Raw genomic sequence first — 18,344 nt, forward strand, 5'->3', positions numbered from 1 at the left:
GGGGCACTCTCACCACCCCGATAAGGTCGGCGTCATGGCACAGATTGTGGTGATCGGCGCCGGGATGGGCGCGATGGCAGCCGCCGCCCGGCTCGCCGTCGCGGGCAACCGGGTGACGGTGTACGAGCGAACGGACACCCACGGCGGAGGCGTCGGACGCCTCACCCGCGCCGGCTTCGCGTTCGACACCGGCCCCGCCCTCCTCCACCTGCCCGCCGTCTACCGCGACCTGTTCGTCAAGACCGGCAAGGAGTCGCTGGAGCAGAGCCTCGGGCTCGTCCAGGTCGACCCGGCGAGCCGCCATCTCTTCCCCGACGGCACGGACTTCGCGCTGCCCAACGCCTCCCGGGCCGGTGTGGTCGCCGCGCTCGACGCGGCGGTGGGGGCGGGCGCGGGCGAGCGGTGGAGCGAGCTGGTCAACCGGGCGCGCGAGGTGTGGGACGCGACGCGGCGGCCGCTGCTGGAGGAGCCGCTGCGGGCGGAGCGCACCGAGGCGCTGGGCCGCGATCCGTACCCGGCGCTGCCCCACCGCAAGGGGCTGTTCCGCCGCCCGGTGCCGGTGACGCTCGCGTCCGTCGCCGAGCGGGAGCTGGCGGACCCGCGGCTGATCGCCCTGCTGGAGAGCCACGCCCTCGCCTACGGGCTCGACCCGCGCGAGGCGCCCGGGAGCGCGACGGTCCTGCCGTACCTGGAGCAGACCTTCGGCAGCTGGTACGTGACCGGCGGCATGCGCGGCCTCGCGGACGCGCTGTACGAGCGGTGCCTGGCGCGGCGCGTGGAGTTCCGCTTCGGCTCGGACGTCGTCGGCGTCGTGGAGAAGGACGGGCGCGCGGCCGGGGTGCGGCTGGCCGACGGAAGCGTGGCCGAGGCGGACGTGGTGGTGGCCGGGGTCTCCCCCGCCCGGCTGGCGGCCGTCGCCCCGGGAGCGGCGGAGACCGCGCCGGCGGCGCCCGTGCCCCCGGGCAGGTTCAGCGTGTTCCTGGCGCTCTCCGGCGCCCGCCCCGAGGGCACCGCCCACCGTACGGTCGTCCACGGCGGTGACCGCGCGGCGGAGCTGGAGGCCGTCTTCGGCACGGCGGGCGCGGCCTCGTACCGCCCGACGGTGACCGTGCTCCGGCCGGACGACCCGGCCACCGTCCCCGGCGAGGGGCACGAGGCCGTGACCCTGACGGCCACCGTCGCGCCGCACGGCGAGCGCGCCGACTGGCGTGACGAGCGGGCCGCCGCCGCCTTCGCCGATCGCGTGGTCGAGTCCGCCAAGGCGGCGGTCCCGGATCTGGCGGAGCGGCTGCTGTGGCGGGAGGTGCGTACCCCCGCCGACACGGAGGCGGCGACCGGGGCCGAGGGCGGCGGGGTGCCCGCGCCCGTACTGGCCGGGGCACGGGGGGCGTTCCTGCGGCCGGGCAATCTCACCCGGCTGCCCGGGTGCTATCTGGTGGGCGGCTTCGCCCACCCCGGCGGCGGGCTGGCGCACGCCGGGATGTCGGGGGCGATGGTCGCGGGCCTGGTCGTCTCCGGGGCCGACTGGCGGGGCTCCCAGTAGCCACCAGGGCGCCCCGAAGGGGCGCGGGGAACTGCGCGACCAGCCACGACGCACCCGCGGATGACTCGCCGGACCTCCAGCGGAGCACTCAGTAGCGGTAGCGCTGTTCGTCGTACCCCTGGCCCTGGCCGTACGGCGGGTTCTGCTCGTGCGGGGCGTGCGGCGCGGGCGGGGCCGCCGGGGTGGTGCCCGGGGCGGCGTCGGTGTCGCGCTGCTGCGGCACCCAGACCCCGCCGGGCGGGGTGTCCGTGTCGTACTGCTGGGGGGCGTACGCGCCCGCCGAGTAGGCGCCGACACCGTACTGCTGCTGGTGGGGGTAGGACTGCTGCTGACCGTAGGCGTCGTACGTCTCGTAGGACGGGGGACGGTTGCCGATGTACGGGTCGGAGTAGGACGCGTACTGGCCCTGGGCCTGCCCGTAGTCGAAGCCGCCGCCGTACTGGCCGCCCTGGGCGGGCTGGCCGCCGTACTGGCCGAAGTCGGTCGCGGCCGGGGCTTCGTGGCCCATGAGGTGGGGCTGTTCGGCGGTCGGCTGCGGGGGGACGCCGTGCGTCAGGTCGGGGGCGCCGCCGAGGCCGGCGCTCATGGCCGGGGCGCCCGCCGCCTCGCCGCCGAGCGTCGGCAGGGCGTCCGGGCCGGAGGCGGGCAGGGTCAGGTCGGAGGCCGTCGGGGAGGGGGCGGCCGGGGCCGGGGGCCGCTCGCCGCCCTTGCGGCGGCGCCCGGCGCGGCCGCCGGCGGCCCGGGAGTTCCCCGCGGCGGAACGGGTGGAACGGGTGGAACCGGTGGCACCGGCGGAACCGGCCTGTCCGCCCGGCCCCGCACCGGCGCCGCCCGGCCCGTCGCCGTCGTCGGCCGCGCCCCGGCGCAGGGCCCAGCCCCGGGAGAAGCCGCGCCGGAAGGACAGCGTCACAAAGGTCTGCCCCACTCCGAAGGCGAGGGCGCCGATGACGATGACGACCACGGACGGCACGAGCACGCCCGCGACCACGCCGAGGAAGCCGGTGAAGGCGAGCAGCCGCCAGCGCAACCGCGCCTTGTACTGCAGCAGCACCTCGGCGAGCAGCCAGAGCGCGACGACGCCGAACGCGATGTAGAGGACCGTCCAGCCCATCCAACGCCCCTCTCGTACGGCCGCCGTCGCCGGCCGGCCGTCAGGACCGCTGGTGCAGTCCCAGGTTCTGGTAGATCTCCAACGTGGCCGTGGAGTGGTTCAGGGTAATGAAATGCAACCCGGGAATCTCCTCGGCCATCAACCGAGCACACAGGTCCGTCGCGTACTCGATCCCGATTGAGCGTACAGCGGCCGTGTCGTCCTTGACCGCGAGGATCCGTTCAGCGAGCTCCGAGGGGAACGCCGCGTTGCTGAGCTGTGCGAACCGTTCGATCTGCCGCACGTTGGTGACCGGCATGATTTCGGGGATGATCGGGGTGTCGCAGCCGGCCGCCGCGACCCGGTCGCGCAGCCGCAGATAGTCCTCCGCGTGGAAGAACATCTGGGTGATGGCGAAGTCGGCGCCCGCCCGGCACTTGTCCACGAAGTGCCGGATGTCCGACTCCCATTCCGTGGAGCGCGGGTGCATCTCGGGGAAGGCGGCGACGCCCACGCAGAAGTCGCCGGACTCCTTGATGAGGCTGACAAGCTCGGCGGCGTACCGGACGCCCTCGGGGTGGCGCACCCACTCGCCCATGGGGTCGCCGGGCGGGTCTCCGCGCAGCGCGAGCATGTTGCGGATGCCCACGTCGGCGTACTGTCCGATGACATTGCGCAGTTCGGCGACCGAGTGGTTGACGGCCGTGAGGTGGGCGACGGGGGTCAGCGTGGTGTCGGTGGCGATGCGTTCGGTGGCGCGGACCGTGCCCTCGCGGGAGGAGCCGCCGGCGCCGTAGGTCACGGAGACGAACGTGGGGGCGACGGCTTCGATCCGCCGGATGGCGTCCCACAGGGTCCGTTCGCCCTTCTCCGTCCTGGGGGCGGCGAACTCGAACGAGTACGAGCGCTCTCCGGAGGCGAGCAGCTCACGGACGGTGCGCGCGTGGTCCGTCCTGGTGGAGGCAGTGCCAAGGGCCATACCGGCAAGTTAACCAGCGGCGCGCCGGGCACCCCAACCAAGAATGACGTTATGCCCGTTTGATCCGGCGGAGGTCCATGATCCGTCCCACTCCTTGGACAGCGGCGGTCACGCGTCGTAGGCGCGGACGCGCTTGGCGAGCTGGGCGGCGGCCTCGCCGGGGTCGTCCGCCTCGGTGATCGCGCGGACCACGACCACACGGCGCGCGCCCGCCTCCAGCACCTGCTCCAGGTTGCCCGCGTCGATGCCGCCGATGGCGAACCAGGGCCGGGCGGGTGCGAGGGAGGCCGCGTAGCGGACGAGGTCGAGGCCGGGGGCGTGGCGGCCGGGCTTGGTGGGGGTGGGCCAGCAGGGGCCGGTGCAGAAGTAGTCCACACCGGGCTCGGCGACGGCGGCGGCCACTTCGGCCTCGGCGTGCGTCGAGCGGCCGATCAGCACCTCGTCGCCGAGGATCGCCCGGGCGGCGGGCACGGGCAGATCGCCCTGGCCCAGGTGGAGGATGTCGGAGGCGGCGGCGTGGGCGACGTCGGCCCGGTCGTTGACCGCGAGGAGCCTGCCGTGGCGGCGGGCGGCCTCGGCGAGGACGGCGAGGTGCTCCAGCTCCTCCCCGGCCTCCATGCCCTTGTCGCGGAGCTGGACGACGTCCACTCCGGAGGAGAGGACCGCGTCGAGGAACTCCGGCAGGTCACCCTGGCGCTTGCGCGCGTCGGTGCACAGGTACAGCCGGGCCTCGGCGAGCCGCTCGCGCGCGGTGACGGACATGGGTGCTTCTCCCCCGGGTGGGCGGTGTGCGGGCGCGGGCCGGGGCCTCGCGCCCGCACACCGGACGGTGGTTCTCAGGTGGTGCTGGTGGTGCTACGTACGGCTCAGACGGCGAGCGCCTGGGCGCGGCGCTTCACCTCCGTGCCGCGATTCTCGCTCAGCGCCTGCGCGGGGGTGCCGGGCAGGGTCGGGTCGGCGGTGAACAGCCACTCCAGCATCTCCTCATCGCTGAAGCCGTCGTCGCGCAGCAGCGTCAGGGTCCCGGCCAGGCCCTTGACGACCTTGCCCTCGCTGATGAAAGCGGCGGGCACCATGAGCACACGGTTCTCGCCACGGCGCACGGCGATCAGCTGGCCCTCCTTGACCAGCTGCCGGACACGCGTCACCTCGACGCCCATCATCTCCGCGATGTCGGGGAGGTTGAGCCAGGCGGGTACGAGCGCATCGATCTTCACGTCAATCTCGGTCACGGGACAAGCCTGCCATCCGGGACTGACAGCCGGTAGCCGGGTTGACCCGAGCCGGGCCCCGGCCACCCCACCGGCCCCTTGAACCACCCCCGAACCACCCTCCGACCGCCTCGGAGCACGGCCCGTCAGACCACGGCGGCCTTCAGCGGGACGGACGCGTCCGCCGCCCTGGTCCGGTCGAGGACCGCGCCCTTCTCGATGAGCTTGCGCCCCTGGGCCAGATCGCGCGGCCGCCCCACGGCCAGCAGGGCCACCAGCACGCCCGAGCGCAGCCAGCACACCGTCCAGGCCGCACCCGCGGGGTTGCCGCGCCAGACCAGCTCGTCGGCGGAGGCGTGGTGCCCCGCGTACTGCACGAACCGGCCGAACTGCTCGGACCAGAAGTACGGCACGGGGTCGTAGACCGAGCCCTCCTCGGGGCCGTGCACGATGTTCTCGGCGACGGTCCGGGGGCCCTGGAGGGCGTTGTCCCAGTGGTGGACGAGCAGCCGCTCGCCGTAGCGGGCCGAGGGGAAGGAGGCGCAGTCGCCGACCGCGTAGACGTCCGGCAGCGAGGTGCGCAGGCGGTCGTCGGTGACGACGGAGCGGTCCGCCGCCAGCTCGACGCCCGAGCCCGCGAGCCAGCCCGTGGCGGGGCGCGCCCCGATGCCGACGACGACCGCGTCGGCGGGCAGCCGGGTGCCGTCGTCGAGGACGACCGCGCCGGGCTCGACGGCCGTGACCCGGGCACCGGTCAGCAGCCGGGCGCCGCTGTGGGCGTACCAGTCGACCATGTGGGCGGCGACCTCGGCGGGCATGGCGCCCGCGAGCGGCCGGTCGGCGGCCTCGACGACCGTCACCCGGCAGCCCGCCTCGCGGGCGGCGGTGGCGAACTCGGCGCCGATCCAGCCCGCCCCGACGGCGACGATGTCCTGCTGCCGGGTGAGGACGGGGCGCAGCCGCTCGGCGTCGTCGACGGTGCGCAGGACGTGGACGCCGGGCAGGTCCCCGGCGCCGGGCAGGCCGATGGGCTCGGCGCCGGTGGCGACGACCAGGACGTCGTAGCCGAGGGGTCCCGCGTCGGTGTCCAGGACGTGCTCGGCGGCGCGCAGGCCGGTGGCCGTGAGGCCGAGCCGCAGGTCGATGCCGAGCGAGCCGAAGTCCACGGCGAAGGCGGAGCCCTCGGCCTTGCCGAGCAGCACGGATTTGGACAGGGGCGGCCGGTCGTAGGGCTGGTGGGGCTCGGCGCCCAGGAGGGTGATCGCGCCCTGCCAGCCCTGTTCGCGCAGGGCGACGGCGGTCTGCACCCCGGCCATGCCCGCGCCGACGATCACGACGCGCCGGTCACTGCTGGTGTTCGTCTCCTCGCTCACACGATCAACTGTAGGCCCGACGCCCCGGTAGGCCGGAGCGCCGCGTGAGGAGACCTCTGACACAACGTCATGACCACGGCCTCACGCCGCGCTGGGCCGTACGGGTCGCCGACCGGGCCCGGCCGCCCTTCCGGGCGGTCCTCGGGCCGTACTAGGGTGGCAAGCTGCAAGCACTCGCGGGAGCCCGGGCGGACCGGGCTGAGAGGGAGGCTGGACGGCCTCCGACCGTACGAACCTGATCCGGGTCATGCCGGCGAAGGGAGGGGCTGGACGCCCATGCACGCGCATCGAACCCCTGGGGATCGAACACCGGCACATCGAACCAGGGCGCGCCCCGCGCGCCCGCGTCATCTCGGCCCCGGCCCGCGGACACCCGACGTCCTGGTGGTCGGCGGCGGTCTGATCGGCCTGGTCACGGCCTGGCGCGCGGCCCAGCGGGGGCTGCGCGTGGCTGTGGCCGACCCCGCGCCCGGCGGGGGCGCGGCCCGGGTGGCCGCCGGGATGCTGGCCGCCGTCACCGAGCTCCACTACGGCGAGGAGACCCTGCTCGCCCTCAACCTGGCCTCCGCCCGGCGCTACCCCGCCTTCACGGCCGAGCTGGAGGAGGCCAGCGGCCAGGACACCGGCTACCGCGCCTGCGGGACGCTCGCGGTCGCCCTGGACGCCGACGACCGGGCCCATCTGCGGGAGCTCCACGCCCTCCAGCAGCGCTGCGGTCTGGAATCCCGGTGGCTGACCGGGCGCGAGTGCCGCCGGCTCGAACCGATGCTCGCGCCGGGCGTGCGCGGCGGACTCCACGCCCTCGGCGACCACCAGACCGACCCCCGGCGGCTCGCCCGGGCGCTGCTGGTGGCCTGCGAGCGCGAGGGCGTCGCCTTCCACCGCTCGGAGGCGGTACGGCTGCTGCTGACCGGCGACCGGGCCACGGGAGCGCTGCTCGCGGACGGCACCCGGCTGGCCGCCGACCGGACCGTCCTGGCCGCCGGGAGCCTCAGCGGCCGGCTGGCGGGCCTGCCCGAGGACGTCGTACCGCCGGTGCGCCCGGTCAAGGGCCAGGTCCTGCGGCTGCGGGTGCCGGGTTCGTACACGGCCGTGAACGGGCCGTTCCTCTCCCGGACCGTCCGGGCCGTGGTGCGCGGCGGGCACGTCTACCTCGTGCCGCGCGAGAACGGCGAGCTGGTCGTCGGGGCGACGACCGAGGAACTGGGCTGGGACACGACCGTGACGGCCGGCGGCGTCTACGAGCTGCTGCGCGACGCCCACGAGCTGGTGCCCGGCATCACCGAGCTGCCGCTCGTGGAGACCCTCGCCGGGCTGCGCCCCGGCTCGCCCGACAACGCCCCGCTGCTGGGCCCGACCGCCCTGCCGGGCCTGTACGCGGCCACCGGCCACCACCGCAACGGCGTGCTCCTCACCCCCGTCACCGGGGACGTGATGGCCGAGGTGCTGACCACCGGCCGGCTGCCCGAGGAGGCCCACCCGTTCTCCCCCCGACGCTTCACCACCCCCGTACTCCAGGAGCAGCCCGCATGACCACGCACATCATCAGCGTCAACGGCGAGCGGCGCGCCGTCCCGGCGGGGACGACGCTCGACGGGCTCGTGGCGACGCTCACCACGGCGCGCGGCGGGGTCGCCGCCGCCGTCAACGAGGCCGTGGTCCCCCGGGGCCAGTGGCCGGCGACCGCCCTCGGCGAGGGCGACCGCGTCGAGGTGCTCACCGCGGTGCAGGGAGGCTGATCAGTACAGATGGCGGACGATCTGCTCACCATCGCGGACACCCCGTTCACCTCCCGGCTGATCATGGGCACGGGTGGTGCCCCCAGTCTGGACGTCCTGGAACGCGCCCTCATCGCCTCCGGCACGGAGCTGACGACGGTCGCCATGCGGCGGCTGGACGCGACGGTACGGGGGTCCGTGCTCTCCGTCCTGGAGAAGCACGGCATCCGGGTGCTGCCGAACACGGCGGGCTGCTTCACGGCGGGCGAGGCGGTCCTCACCGCCCGGCTGGCCCGGGAGGCGCTCGGCACGGACTGGGTCAAGCTGGAGGTGATCGCCGACGAGCGCACCCTGCTGCCCGACCCGATCGAGCTCCTGGACGCGGCGGAGATCCTCGTCGACGACGGCTTCACCGTGCTGCCGTACACCAACGACGACCCCGTCCTGGCCCGGAAGCTGGAGGACGTCGGCTGCGCGGCGATCATGCCGCTGGGCGCGCCCATCGGCTCGGGCCTGGGCATCCGCAACCCCCACAACTTCCAGCTGATCACCGAGCGCGCCACCGTCCCGGTGATCCTCGACGCGGGCGCGGGCACCGCGTCGGACGCGGCCCTGGCGATGGAGCTGGGGTGCGCGGCGGTGATGCTGGCGTCGGCGGTGACGCGGGCGCAGGAGCCGGTGCTCATGGCGGAGGCGATGCGGCACGCGGTCGAGGCGGGCCGGCTGGCCCACCGCGCGGGGCGCATCCCTCGGCGGCACTTCGCCGAGGCGTCGTCTCCTGCGGAGGGCTTGGCGATGCTGGACCCGGAGCGACCGGCGTTCGCGTAGCCGGGGGCGGTGCGGCCCGGTGGGTCGGTTTGTGCCCACCCGTTCCGCCTTGCGGAACGCCTGCCCACAAACCGGTGGGGGTGCGAGGGGGCGCAGCCCCTCCCGGAAACGGTGAAAGGGCGGGGCTGGGGCGAGCGCCCGCAGGGCCCGCCACCAGCGCCCCTGTCACCGTTCGGCTGCAGAACAGACGCACGAGCCGCAGGCCATACGGGCCACCCGGTATCGACTCGTAGACTCGTGTGCCGTGGATACGACCCTGCCCGACCCCCTTGTCGACCAGCTGCTCGACGGCCGCTACCGCGTCGAGGCGCGAGTCGCCGTGGGCGGCATGGCCACCGTCTACCGCGCCCTGGACACCCGGCTCGACCGGGTGCTCGCCCTGAAGGTGATGCACCCCTCCCTCGCCGCGGACGCCGCCTTCGTGGAGCGTTTCATCCGCGAGGCCAAGTCCGTCGCCCGGCTCGACCACCCCAACGTGGTGAGCGTCTTCGACCAGGGCACGGACGGCGCGTACGTCTATCTGGCGATGGAGTACGTCGCGGGCTGCACCCTCCGTGACATCCTGCGCGAGCGCGGCGCCCTGGGCCCGCGTGCCGCGCTCGACATCGCCGAGCCCGTGCTGGCCGCCCTGGGCGCCGCCCACCTCGCGGGGCTGGTGCACCGGGACATGAAGCCGGAGAACGTCCTCATCGGCGACGACGGCCGGGTCAAGGTCGCCGACTTCGGGCTCGTCCGCGCGGTGGACACCAACACCACGAGCAGCACCGGTGCCGTCCTGGGCACGGTGTCGTACCTCGCGCCCGAGCAGATCGAGCAGGGCACGGCCGATCCCCGCGCGGACGTCTACGCCTGCGGCGTCGTCCTGTACGAGATGCTGACCGGCGCCAAGCCGCACAGCGGCGGCACCCCCGCGCAGGTCCTCTACCAGCACCTCCACGAGGACGTGCCGGCCCCGTCGGCCGCCGTCCCGGGGCTCGCGCCGGAGCTGGACGCCCTGGTGGCCTCGGCCACGGCCCGGGACCCGCGGCTGCGCCCGGCCGACGCGGCCGGCCTGCTGGGGCAGCTCCGCCAGGCGCGCGCGGCACTGTCCGAGGAGCAGCTGGACCTGGTCCCGCCGAGGGCGGCGGCCCCCGCCCCGGCCGGTTCCGAGGACCGTACGAGCGTGATCCCCCGCCCGGCCGCCCCGCTGCCCGCCGAGGAGGACGCGCTCAACCGCACCACGCGGCTGGAGCTCCCGGCGACGCCGCCGCCCCCACCGCCGGGCCCCGAACACGGGCACGGGCACGCCTACGGGCACGCGCCCGCGCCCGCTCCCGGGCCGCGCCGGGGACCGCTGGCGGGGCTGTCCCGCCGCTGGGTCCTCGCGGTCGCGGCCGCGCTGCTGGCCGTGCTGGCGGGCACCGGCGTCTGGTACATCAACTCCGGCCAGTTCACCTCCGTGCCGGCGGTCCTGGACATGACGCAGGACAAGGCGACGGCCGAGCTGGACAAGGCCGGGCTCGGCGTGAAGACGCAGCAGGCGTTCAGCGACACCGTCGAGCGCGGCCACGTCATCGCCACCGACCCCAAGCCGGGCGAGCGCATCCGCAACACCGGCAAGGTCACCATCACCGTCTCGCGCGGCCCGCAGAAGTCGGAGGTGCCCAATGTCGCCGGGCTGTCCCTCGACGATGCGAAGAAGAAGATCCAGGGCCAGGGCCTGACGGTCGGGGACGTCACCCAGCAGTTCAGCGACGAGACCCCCAAGGGATCGGTCCTGTCCACCGACCCCAGGCCGGGCACCGAGCTGCGGCCCGACACGGCCGTGGCCGTCGTCGTCAGCAAGGGCAAGCAGATCCCCGTGCCGAACGTGACGGGCATGCCGCTGGCGGACGCCACCGCCACGCTGCGGGACGCCGGTTTCGACGTCAAGGTCGCGGACGCCCAGGTGTACTCCGACAAGCCCCAGGGCGCGGTGGCCCAGCAGTCCCCGGGCCAGGGCGAGAAGGCCGCCCAGGGCGACACCGTCACCCTCACGGTCTCCAAGGGCAGGGAGATGGTCACGGTCCCGGACGTCACCGGCAAGAGCGAGGCCGTCGCCAAGCAGATCCTGACCGCCGCGGGCTTCCAGGTGAAGGTCGACCGGCCGTTCTTCTTCCCGCAGGACTCCGTCGACAGCCAGTCCGTGCGGGGCGGCTCGCAGGCGGCCAAGGGCGACACCATCGTCATCAAGCTGAAGAGCGGTTTCTGAGCGTCATGAGCGATACCCACGACCTCCTGCCCGGCCCTGCGCGCAATCCCGTCGGCGGCCATGTCCCCGTCGCCGGCGGGCTCGCCAGGGTCGGCCTGGCCTACGCGCGAGAGCTGGCCGCCGAGGCCGTCCAGGTCTTCGTCGCCAACCCGCGCGGCTGGGCGACCCCGCCCGGCGACCCCCGGCAGGACGAGGAGTTCCGGGCGGCCTGCGCCGCCGAGGGCGTACCGGCCTACGTCCACGCCCCCTATCTGATCAATTTCGGCTCGCACACCGAGGCCACCGTCGAGAAGTCCGTGGACTCGCTGCGGCACTCACTGCGCCGGGGCCGGGAGATCGGCGCGCTCGGCGTCGTCGTCCACACCGGCTCGGCGACCGGCGGGCGGCCGCGCGCGGAGGCGCTGGCGCAGGTCCACGAGCGGCTGCTGCCGCTGCTGGCGGAGCTCACCCACGACGACGATCCCCGGCTGCTGCTGGAGCCCACGGCCGGGCAGGGCTCCTCGCTCTGCTCCCTGGTCGAGGACCTCGGCCCGTACTTCGAGGCGCTGGAGCACCATCCGAAGCTGGGCGTCTGCCTCGACACCTGCCACCTCTTCGCGGCCGGGCACGACCTCGCGGAGCCCGGCGGGATGAAGCGGACGCTCGACGAGCTGGTCGCCGTGACCGGCCCGGGGCGGCTGGGGCTGATTCACGCCAATGATTCGAAGGACGTCGTCGGCGCCCACAAGGACCGCCACGAGAACATCGGTTCCGGCCACATCGGCGCCGAGCCCTTCGCCGAGCTGTTCCTGCACCCGGAGACGGCGGGCGTGCCGCTGACGATCGAGACGCCCGGCGGCAAGGAGGGCCACGCCGCCGACGTGGCCCGCCTGAAGGCGCTGCGCGAGCCGGTCTGAGAGACCCGGCGGAGCCTCAGAGCTCCGGCCCCTCCCCCGGCAGCTCCTGGTAGGAGTAGCGCTGCTCGCGCCAGGGGTCGCCGACGTTGTGGTAGCCCCGCTCCTCCCAGAAGCCCCGCCGGTCGGCGGTCATGTACTCCACGCCGCGCACCCACTTGGGGCCCTTCCAGGCGTAGAGGTGCGGGACGACCAGCCGGACGGGGAAGCCGTGCTCGGCGGTGAGGAGTTCGCCGTCCTTGTGGGTGGCGAAAATGCTCTGTTCCGAGGCGAAGTCGGACAGCCGCAGATTCGAGCTGAAGCCGTACTCGGCCCACACCATCACATGCGTGACCTCGGGCGCGGGCGGCGCCAGTTCGAGGATCGTCCGGGTCGAGACCCCGCCCCACTCGGCGCCGAGCATGCTGTACTTCGTGACGCAGTGGAGGTCCCCCACCACCGTCGTGTACGGCAGCGCGGAGAACTCGTCGTGCGTCCAGCAGCGCTTGTCGCCGTCGGCGGTCGAGCCGAAGACACGGAACTCCCAGCGGTCCGGCTTGAACTTCGGTACCGGGCCGTAGTGCGTAACCGGCCATCCGCGCTGGAGCCGCTGCCCCGGAGGCAGCTGAAGATGTTCCCCTTTGCGGCTTTCGGTATTTTTCGAGAGCCCCATGGCTCAATGGTGTCAGACCCGTGGGGGTGCTGATGACCGGGGGACGCCCACAGCGGGCCCCCTCACTCCATATCCGGGCAACTCCCACTAAGTGTGCACTTACTGGACGGCTCCCCCGGGCGGTGCGAGGATGCGCGCAAACTGCTGGACACCTGCTGGGAAGGAGCCTCTGCGATGCAGGGAGACCCCGAGGTCATCGAGTTCCTCAATGAACAGCTGACGGCCGAGCTGACCGCCATCAACCAGTACTTCCTGCACGCCAAACTCCAGGAACACCACGGCTGGACCAAGATCGCCTCGCATACCCGTGCCGAGTCCTTCGACGAGATGCGGCACGCGGAGACCCTGACCGACCGGATCATCTTCCTGGAGGCGCTGCCCAACTATCAGCGGCTCTTCCACGTCCGGATCGGCCAGACGATCACCGAGATGTTCCAGGCCGACCGCCAGGTCGAGGTCGAGGCCATCGACCGGCTGCGGCGCGGGGTGGAGGTCATGCGGGCCAAGGGCGACATCACCTCGGCCAATATCTTCGAGTCGATCCTCGCGGACGAGGAGGATCACATCGATTATCTCGACACCCAGCTGGAGCTGATCGAGAAACTCGGTGAGCCGCTGTACATCGCCCAGTTCATCGAGCAGGAGAACGGCGGCAGCAACTAGGCCCGGCGGCGCCGGCTAGGCGGCGACCGGCGCCACGGCCTCGGAGGCCGGTACGAGCGCCGTGTCGGCGCCCAGCACGTCGGCGCCCCCCTGGTCGGCCAGCTCCCGGCGCGGGCACGCGCCCCGGCCGAGGAGGGCCTGGATGCGGCGCACACAGCTGCCGCAGTCGGTGCCGGCCTTGCAGGCGGAGGCTATCTTGCGGGGCGTGCACGCCCCCTTGTCCGCGTGCTCGCGCACCTGCTGCTCCGTGATGCCGAAGCACGAGCAGACGTACACGCGGTCACCGCCTTGCCGGGGAACGAGAAGGGCCCATTACCTTATTGATCAATAAGGTAACCCTTACCTTACCCGGCCGGGTGGCCGAAAGACAACGCCGTGGGGCGCGGATCACGTCGATCCGCGCCCCACGGCGTCTCGCTACAGATCTTCCTACTGGTCGCGGTACATCTCCGCGACGAGGAACGCCAGGTCCAGGGACTGGCTGCGGTTGAGGCGGGGGTCGCACGCCGTCTCGTAGCGCTGGTGGAGGTCGTCGACGAAGATCTCGTCGCCGCCGCCCACGCACTCGGTGACATCGTCACCGGTGAGCTCGACGTGGATGCCGCCCGGGTGGGTGCCGAGGGCCTTGTGGACCTCGAAGAAGCCCTTGACCTCGTCCAGCACGTCGTCGAAGCGGCGGGTCTTGTGGCCCGAGGCCGCCTCGAAGGTGTTGCCGTGCATCGGGTCGCAGATCCAGGCCACCTGGGCACCGGAGGCGGTGACCTTCTCCACCAGGGTGGGGAGCTTCTCGCGGACCTTGTCCGCGCCCATCCGGGTGATGAACGTCAGCCGGCCCGGCTCGCGCTCGGGGTCGAGCCGCTCGATGAGGGTGAGCGCCTCCTCGGGCGTCGACGTCGGCCCGAGCTTCACCCCGATCGGGTTGCGGATCTTCGAGGCGAACTCGATGTGCGCCCCGTCCAGCTGCCGGGTGCGCTCACCGATCCACACCATGTGGCCCGAGACGTCGTACAGCTGCCCGGTCCGCGAGTCCACACGGGTCAGCGCGGACTCGTAGTCCAGCACCAGCGCCTCGTGCGAGGCGTAGAACTCGACGGTCTTGAACTCCTCCGGGTCCACCCCGCAGGCGTTCATGAAGTTCAGCGCGCGGTCGATCTCCCGGGCCAGCTGCTCGTAGCGCTGGCCGGAGGGCGAGGACTTCACGAAGTCCTGGTTCCAGGCGTGGACCTGGCGCAGGTCGGCGTAGCCACCGGTGGTGAAGGCGCGCACCAGGTTCAGCGTGGAGGCCGAGGCCTGGTACATCCGCTTCAGCCGCTGCGGGTCCGGCGTACGGGCCTCGGCGGTGAAGGCGAAGCCGTTGACCGAGTCGCCGCGGTAGGTCGGCAGGGTCACGCCGTCGCGGGTCTCGGTCGGCTTCGAACGCGGCTTGCTGTACTGGCCGGCGATGCGGCCGACCTTGACGACCGGCACCGAACCGGCGTACGTCAGCACCGCGCCCATCTGCAGGAGCGTCTTGAGCTTGTTGCGGATCTGGTCGGCGCCGACGGCGTCGAAGGCCTCGGCGCAGTCGCCGCCCTGCAGCAGGAACGCCTCTCCACGGGCGACGGCTCCCAGACGCTGGCGCAGCTGGTCGCACTCGCCCGCGAAGACGAGAGGCGGATAGGACTCGAGCTCGGCGATCACATCGCGCAGAGCCTCTTGGTCCGGCCAGTCAGGCTGCTGCGCCGCGGGCAGGGAGCGCCAGGTGTTGCCACCGGCGTGGATTTCAGCGTTCACGGTCACGCCCTCAACATTACGGGGTCGCGACGGCGACCCAAGGGCCGGACCGGACTCTGAGACACGGACTGAGACGGATTCCCCGAAATCCGGCGACATCCCCGCCGATCGTCGGGTACTGTGCCGCCCATGTACGTGCTCTCCAACCAGCTGTGGTGGTGGACCGCTCCTTCGGCGGCCCACTGACGCGCGTACCCACCAGCGCTCTCGCGAAGGCCGCCCAGAGGGGCGGCCTTCGGCGTCTGAAGGCGCCGGACGAGGGCCGTTCCTCCCCCACCAGGAAGGAACCCGCCCATGTCCCGTACCGCCGCCCTCCTCGCCCGGCTCACCACCGCCGGTCACCCGCCCTTCGCCCTGCTCCACCGCCGCGCCCCCGGGCACCCCGAGGGCGTCGTCGAACTGCTCAGCGGCCCGGTCACCGAGGTGGAGCACCTGACCGGCATCCCGCTCCCGGCGGGACCGCCCGCCGGCGGCGCGCCCGTGCACGACGCGCTGGCCCTCGTCCCTTTCCGCCAGATCCGCGAGCGCGGCTTCGACGTCCGCGACGACGGCACGCCCCTGCTGGTCCTGCGGCCGGAGGAGACCCACGAGCTGCCGCTGGACGAGGTCCTCGGCGCGCTCCCCGCACACGAGGTGCGGGTGGAGGGCGGGGCCTTCGACGTGGCCGACGAGGAGTACGCGGAGATCGTCCGGCGCGTCGTCGAGGACGAGATCGGCACCGGCGAGGGCGCCAACTTCGTCATCCGCCGCACCTTCGAGGGCGAGATCCACGGCTTCCAGGCGCCCGACGCGCTGGCCCTCTTCCGCCGGCTGCTCATCCGCGAGCGCGGCGCGTACTGGACGTACGTCGTGCACACCGGCGAGCGCACGCTGGTGGGCGCCAGCCCCGAGGTGCACGTGCGGATGGCGGGCGGCACGGTCGTGATGAACCCGATCAGCGGCACCTACCGCTATCCCGCCGGGGGCCCGTCCGCCGACGACCTGCTCGGCTTCCTCCACGACCGCAAGGAGGTGGAGGAGCTCTCGATGGTCGTCGACGAGGAGCTGAAGATGATGTGCACCGTCGGCGACATGGGCGGTGTCGTCGTCGGCCCCCGGCTGCGCGAGATGGCCCACCTCGCCCACACCGAGTACGAGCTGCGCGGCCGCTCCTCGCTGGACGTGCGCGACGTGCTGCGCGAGACGATGTTCGCCGCGACCGTCACCGGCTCGCCCGTGCAGAACGCCTGCCGCGTCATCGAGCGCCACGAACCCCGCGGCCGCGGCTACTACGCGGGCGCCCTCGCCCTGATCGGCCGGGACGCGGGCGGCGCCCAGACGCTGGACTCGCCCATCCTCATCCGCACCGCCGACATCGACCGCCACGGCCGGCTCCGGGTCGGCGTCGGCGCGACGCTGGTGCGCCGCTCCGACCCGCACGGCGAGGTCGCCGAGACCCACGCCAAGGCGGCGGGCGTCCTGACGGCCCTGGGCGTGCGCCGAGGACCGGTACGCCCGGCGACGGCCCCGGACGTCCGGCTCGCCGACGACCCCCGGGTACGGAGCGCGCTGGACGCGCGCCGAGCCGACCTGGCCCCTTTCTGGCTGCGCATGCAGTCCGCCGACTCCGCCTCCGTGCTGAGCGGACACGCGCTGGTCGTCGACGGCGAGGACACCTTCACGGCGATGCTCGCCCATCTCCTGCGCACCTCGGGACTGACGGTGTCGGTGCGGCGCTACGACGAGCCCGGGCTGCGGGACGCGGCGCTGGGCCACGAGGGCCCGGTGGTGCTGGGGCCCGGCCCGGGGAACCCCTCGGACGCGGCCGACCCGAAGATGCGGACGCTGCGCGGGCTGGCGGGGGAACTGCTGCGGGGGCACCGGCACGGGCTGCTGGGCGTGTGCCTGGGACACGAGCTGATCGCGGCGGAGCTGGGGCTGGAGATCGTCCGGAAGGACGTGCCGTTCCAGGGGGCGCAGGAGCGGATCGACTTCTTCGGGCGGGAGGAGACGGTGGGGTTCTACAACACGTTCACGGCACGGGGGGACGCCGAGGGCGTGGAGGTGTGCGGGGATCCCGCGACGGGGGATGTCCACGCGCTGCGGGGGCCCGGCTTCGCGGGGGTCCAGTTCCACCCGGAGTCCGTCCTGACGCTGAACGGGTCGGCGATCGTCGCCGAGCTGCTCTCCGCGGTGCGGGTCTGAGCCGCCGCTGACGCGGCGGTTTCCCCCATCCGCCCCCCGATTACCCGGAAACGTCATGACGTTGCTGGGCGCCGGGCGGGCGGGTGGGGGAGGACCGCGCCGAAGGCGCGGAACCCCCCACGGCGGGTCAGCCGAAGAACGTCTTGGCCTCCTCGTAAAGAGACAGCGGCACGGTCTTCAACCGCGCCGTCGCGTCAGCCAACGGAACGCGGACGATGTCCGCGCCCCGAAGCGCGACCATCGTCCCGAAATCCCCGTCCCCCACAGCGGCGATCGCGTGCAGCCCGAACCGCGTGGCGAGCCACCGGTCGAACGCGCTCGGCGTCCCCCCGCGCTGCACGTGCCCCAGCACGGTCGTCCGTGCCTCCTTCCCCGTGCGGGACTCGATCTCCTTCGCCAGCCACTCCCCCACCCCGGAGAGCCGGACGTGCCCGAAGGAGTCCAGCGCGGCCGCACCCTTCAGGACCACGTCGCCGTCCCGCGGCATGGCCCCCTCCGCGACGACGACGATCGGCGCGTAGCTGGCCCGGAAGCGGGAGGTGACCCAGCCGCAGACCTCGTCGACGTCGAAGCGCACCTCGGGGACAAGGATGACGTTGGCGCCGCCCGCCAGGCCGGAGTGGAGCGCGATCCAGCCCGCGTGCCGGCCCATGACCTCGACCACGAGGACCCGCATATGGGACTCGGCGGTGGTGTGGAGGCGGTCGATGGCCTCGGTGGCGATGTTGACGGCGGTGTCGAAGCCGAAGGTGTAGTCCGTGGCGGAGAGGTCGTTGTCGATGGTCTTGGGCACGCCCACGCAGCGGACGCCGTACTCGGTACCGATCCGCGCCGCGACGCCGAGGGTGTCCTCGCCGCCGATGGCGATCAGGGCGTCCACCCCGTGCCCGGCGAGGTTCTCCGTGATGCGGCGGACGCCGTCGGGCTCCTTGAAGGGGTTGGTCCGGGACGATCCGAGGATCGTGCCGCCGCGCGGCAGGATGCCGCGGACCGCCGGGATGCCGAGCGGGACGGCGGAGCCGTGGAGGGGGCCGCGCCAGCCGTCCTTGAAGCCGATGAAGTCGTGACCGTGGTCCTGGACGCCCTTGCGGACGATCGCGCGGATGACCGCGTTGAGGCCGGGGCAGTCGCCGCCACCGGTGAGCACTCCGATCCGCATGACACACCTTCCGTTCGCCGGGGGCCTCGAAGGCCGCCCGGCCGGGAA

17 protein-coding genes and 1 riboswitch are annotated in these 18,344 nt (G+C 73.4%); of the genes, 8 read left to right on the plus strand and 9 right to left on the minus strand.

Annotated elements, in window-relative coordinates:
* Positions 1-34 precede the first annotated feature (34 nt).
* A complete protein-coding gene (locus IE096_RS24545; protein ID WP_189455248.1) occupies positions 35-1,543 on the plus strand; it encodes a phytoene desaturase family protein in 1,509 nt (502 codons plus the stop codon).
* A gap of 88 nt (positions 1,544-1,631) precedes the next feature.
* Here the strand turns inward: IE096_RS24545 and IE096_RS24550 are convergent, their stop codons facing one another.
* The 5 genes from IE096_RS24550 to IE096_RS24570 all read right to left on the minus strand — a co-directional run bounded on the left by IE096_RS24550 (position 1,632) and on the right by IE096_RS24570 (position 6,196).
* On the minus strand, positions 1,632-2,654 hold the full coding sequence (locus IE096_RS24550; RefSeq protein WP_189455251.1) for a hypothetical protein: 1,023 nt from the start codon (positions 2,652-2,654) through the stop codon (positions 1,632-1,634).
* A gap of 40 nt (positions 2,655-2,694) precedes the next feature.
* Complete coding sequence (gene metF, locus IE096_RS24555) at positions 2,695-3,612, minus strand: methylenetetrahydrofolate reductase [NAD(P)H] (protein WP_189455253.1); 918 nt, start codon at positions 3,610-3,612, stop codon at positions 2,695-2,697.
* A 108-nt stretch (positions 3,613-3,720) separates the two neighbouring features.
* The gene (gene thiE, locus IE096_RS24560) at positions 3,721-4,374 is read right to left on the minus strand and encodes a thiamine phosphate synthase (protein ID WP_189455254.1); all 654 of its coding nucleotides are present in this window, start codon (positions 4,372-4,374) and stop codon (positions 3,721-3,723) included.
* A gap of 104 nt (positions 4,375-4,478) precedes the next feature.
* The gene (locus IE096_RS24565) at positions 4,479-4,844 is read right to left on the minus strand and encodes an Rv2175c family DNA-binding protein (RefSeq protein WP_189455256.1); all 366 of its coding nucleotides are present in this window, start codon (positions 4,842-4,844) and stop codon (positions 4,479-4,481) included.
* Between the two features lie 125 nt (positions 4,845-4,969).
* Positions 4,970-6,196, minus strand: coding sequence for an NAD(P)/FAD-dependent oxidoreductase (locus IE096_RS24570; protein ID WP_189455258.1), 1,227 nt, complete (start codon positions 6,194-6,196; stop codon positions 4,970-4,972).
* A 166-nt stretch (positions 6,197-6,362) separates the two neighbouring features.
* Positions 6,363-6,475: riboswitch (TPP riboswitch) on the plus strand.
* A gap of 105 nt (positions 6,476-6,580) precedes the next feature.
* Here IE096_RS24570 and thiO point away from each other — a divergent pair.
* The 5 genes from thiO (at position 6,581) to IE096_RS24595 (ending at position 11,868) form a co-directional block, all read left to right on the plus strand.
* Positions 6,581-7,729, plus strand: coding sequence for a glycine oxidase ThiO (gene thiO / locus IE096_RS24575; RefSeq protein WP_229820574.1), 1,149 nt, complete (start codon positions 6,581-6,583; stop codon positions 7,727-7,729).
* Positions 7,726-7,935: a sulfur carrier protein ThiS gene (thiS, locus tag IE096_RS24580; protein WP_189455262.1), complete on the plus strand. Its 210-nt coding sequence runs from the start codon at positions 7,726-7,728 to the stop codon at positions 7,933-7,935. Before thiO ends, thiS begins: the two co-directional genes overlap by 4 nt.
* Before the next feature lie 9 nt (positions 7,936-7,944).
* Positions 7,945-8,742 (plus strand): thiazole synthase, encoded by a 798-nt coding sequence (locus tag IE096_RS24585; protein ID WP_189455264.1) that lies wholly within the window; start codon positions 7,945-7,947, stop codon positions 8,740-8,742.
* A 244-nt stretch (positions 8,743-8,986) separates the two neighbouring features.
* On the plus strand, positions 8,987-10,972 hold the full coding sequence (pknB, locus tag IE096_RS24590) for a Stk1 family PASTA domain-containing Ser/Thr kinase (protein WP_189455266.1): 1,986 nt from the start codon (positions 8,987-8,989) through the stop codon (positions 10,970-10,972).
* A gap of 5 nt (positions 10,973-10,977) precedes the next feature.
* Positions 10,978-11,868 (plus strand): deoxyribonuclease IV, encoded by an 891-nt coding sequence (locus tag IE096_RS24595; RefSeq protein WP_189455268.1) that lies wholly within the window; start codon positions 10,978-10,980, stop codon positions 11,866-11,868.
* Positions 11,869-11,884: 16 nt separating this feature from the next.
* Here IE096_RS24595 and IE096_RS24600 read toward each other — a convergent pair whose 3' ends face one another.
* The gene (locus IE096_RS24600) at positions 11,885-12,517 is read right to left on the minus strand and encodes a sulfite oxidase-like oxidoreductase (RefSeq protein WP_189455269.1); all 633 of its coding nucleotides are present in this window, start codon (positions 12,515-12,517) and stop codon (positions 11,885-11,887) included.
* A 174-nt stretch (positions 12,518-12,691) separates the two neighbouring features.
* On the opposite strand from IE096_RS24600, the gene bfr reads away from it, so the two are divergent.
* Positions 12,692-13,180 (plus strand): bacterioferritin, encoded by a 489-nt coding sequence (bfr, locus tag IE096_RS24605; protein WP_189455270.1) that lies wholly within the window; start codon positions 12,692-12,694, stop codon positions 13,178-13,180.
* A gap of 15 nt (positions 13,181-13,195) precedes the next feature.
* On the opposite strand, the gene IE096_RS24610 is transcribed toward bfr, so the two are convergent.
* Both IE096_RS24610 and IE096_RS24615 read right to left on the minus strand, forming a co-directional pair.
* Positions 13,196-13,456 (minus strand): (2Fe-2S)-binding protein, encoded by a 261-nt coding sequence (locus IE096_RS24610; protein ID WP_189455271.1) that lies wholly within the window; start codon positions 13,454-13,456, stop codon positions 13,196-13,198.
* Positions 13,457-13,609: 153 nt separating this feature from the next.
* Positions 13,610-14,959: a class II 3-deoxy-7-phosphoheptulonate synthase gene (locus tag IE096_RS24615; protein WP_189455272.1), complete on the minus strand. Its 1,350-nt coding sequence runs from the start codon at positions 14,957-14,959 to the stop codon at positions 13,610-13,612.
* A 288-nt stretch (positions 14,960-15,247) separates the two neighbouring features.
* On the opposite strand from IE096_RS24615, the gene IE096_RS24620 reads away from it, so the two are divergent.
* Complete coding sequence (locus IE096_RS24620; RefSeq protein ID WP_189455273.1) at positions 15,248-17,137, plus strand: anthranilate synthase family protein; 1,890 nt, start codon at positions 15,248-15,250, stop codon at positions 17,135-17,137.
* A 127-nt stretch (positions 17,138-17,264) separates the two neighbouring features.
* Here IE096_RS24620 and IE096_RS24625 read toward each other — a convergent pair whose 3' ends face one another.
* A complete protein-coding gene (locus IE096_RS24625) occupies positions 17,265-18,296 on the minus strand; it encodes a 6-phosphofructokinase (protein WP_189455274.1) in 1,032 nt (343 codons plus the stop codon).
* Positions 18,297-18,344: the final 48 nt, after the last annotated feature.

The organism is Streptomyces abikoensis (assembly GCF_014648775.1).
GTDB classification, from domain to species: Bacteria; Actinomycetota; Actinomycetes; order Streptomycetales; family Streptomycetaceae; genus Streptomyces; species Streptomyces abikoensis.

Bases quoted from the DNA above. Each gene is read 5' to 3' on its own strand.
- IE096_RS24545 (WP_189455248.1), top strand. From the start codon at position 35: ATGGCACAGATTGTGGTGATCGGCGCCGGGATGGGCGCGATGGCAGCC.
- IE096_RS24550 (WP_189455251.1), bottom strand. From the start codon at position 2,654: ATGGGCTGGACGGTCCTCTACATCGCGTTCGGCGTCGTCGCGCTCTGG.
- metF (WP_189455253.1), bottom strand. From the start codon at position 3,612: ATGGCCCTTGGCACTGCCTCCACCAGGACGGACCACGCGCGCACCGTC.
- thiE (WP_189455254.1), bottom strand. From the start codon at position 4,374: ATGTCCGTCACCGCGCGCGAGCGGCTCGCCGAGGCCCGGCTGTACCTG.
- thiS (WP_189455262.1), top strand. From the start codon at position 7,726: ATGACCACGCACATCATCAGCGTCAACGGCGAGCGGCGCGCCGTCCCG.
- IE096_RS24585 (WP_189455264.1), top strand. From the start codon at position 7,945: ATGGCGGACGATCTGCTCACCATCGCGGACACCCCGTTCACCTCCCGG.
- IE096_RS24595 (WP_189455268.1), top strand. From the start codon at position 10,978: ATGAGCGATACCCACGACCTCCTGCCCGGCCCTGCGCGCAATCCCGTC.
- IE096_RS24600 (WP_189455269.1), bottom strand. From the start codon at position 12,517: ATGGGGCTCTCGAAAAATACCGAAAGCCGCAAAGGGGAACATCTTCAG.
- bfr (WP_189455270.1), top strand. From the start codon at position 12,692: ATGCAGGGAGACCCCGAGGTCATCGAGTTCCTCAATGAACAGCTGACG.
- IE096_RS24620 (WP_189455273.1), top strand. From the start codon at position 15,248: ATGTCCCGTACCGCCGCCCTCCTCGCCCGGCTCACCACCGCCGGTCAC.
- IE096_RS24625 (WP_189455274.1), bottom strand. From the start codon at position 18,296: ATGCGGATCGGAGTGCTCACCGGTGGCGGCGACTGCCCCGGCCTCAAC.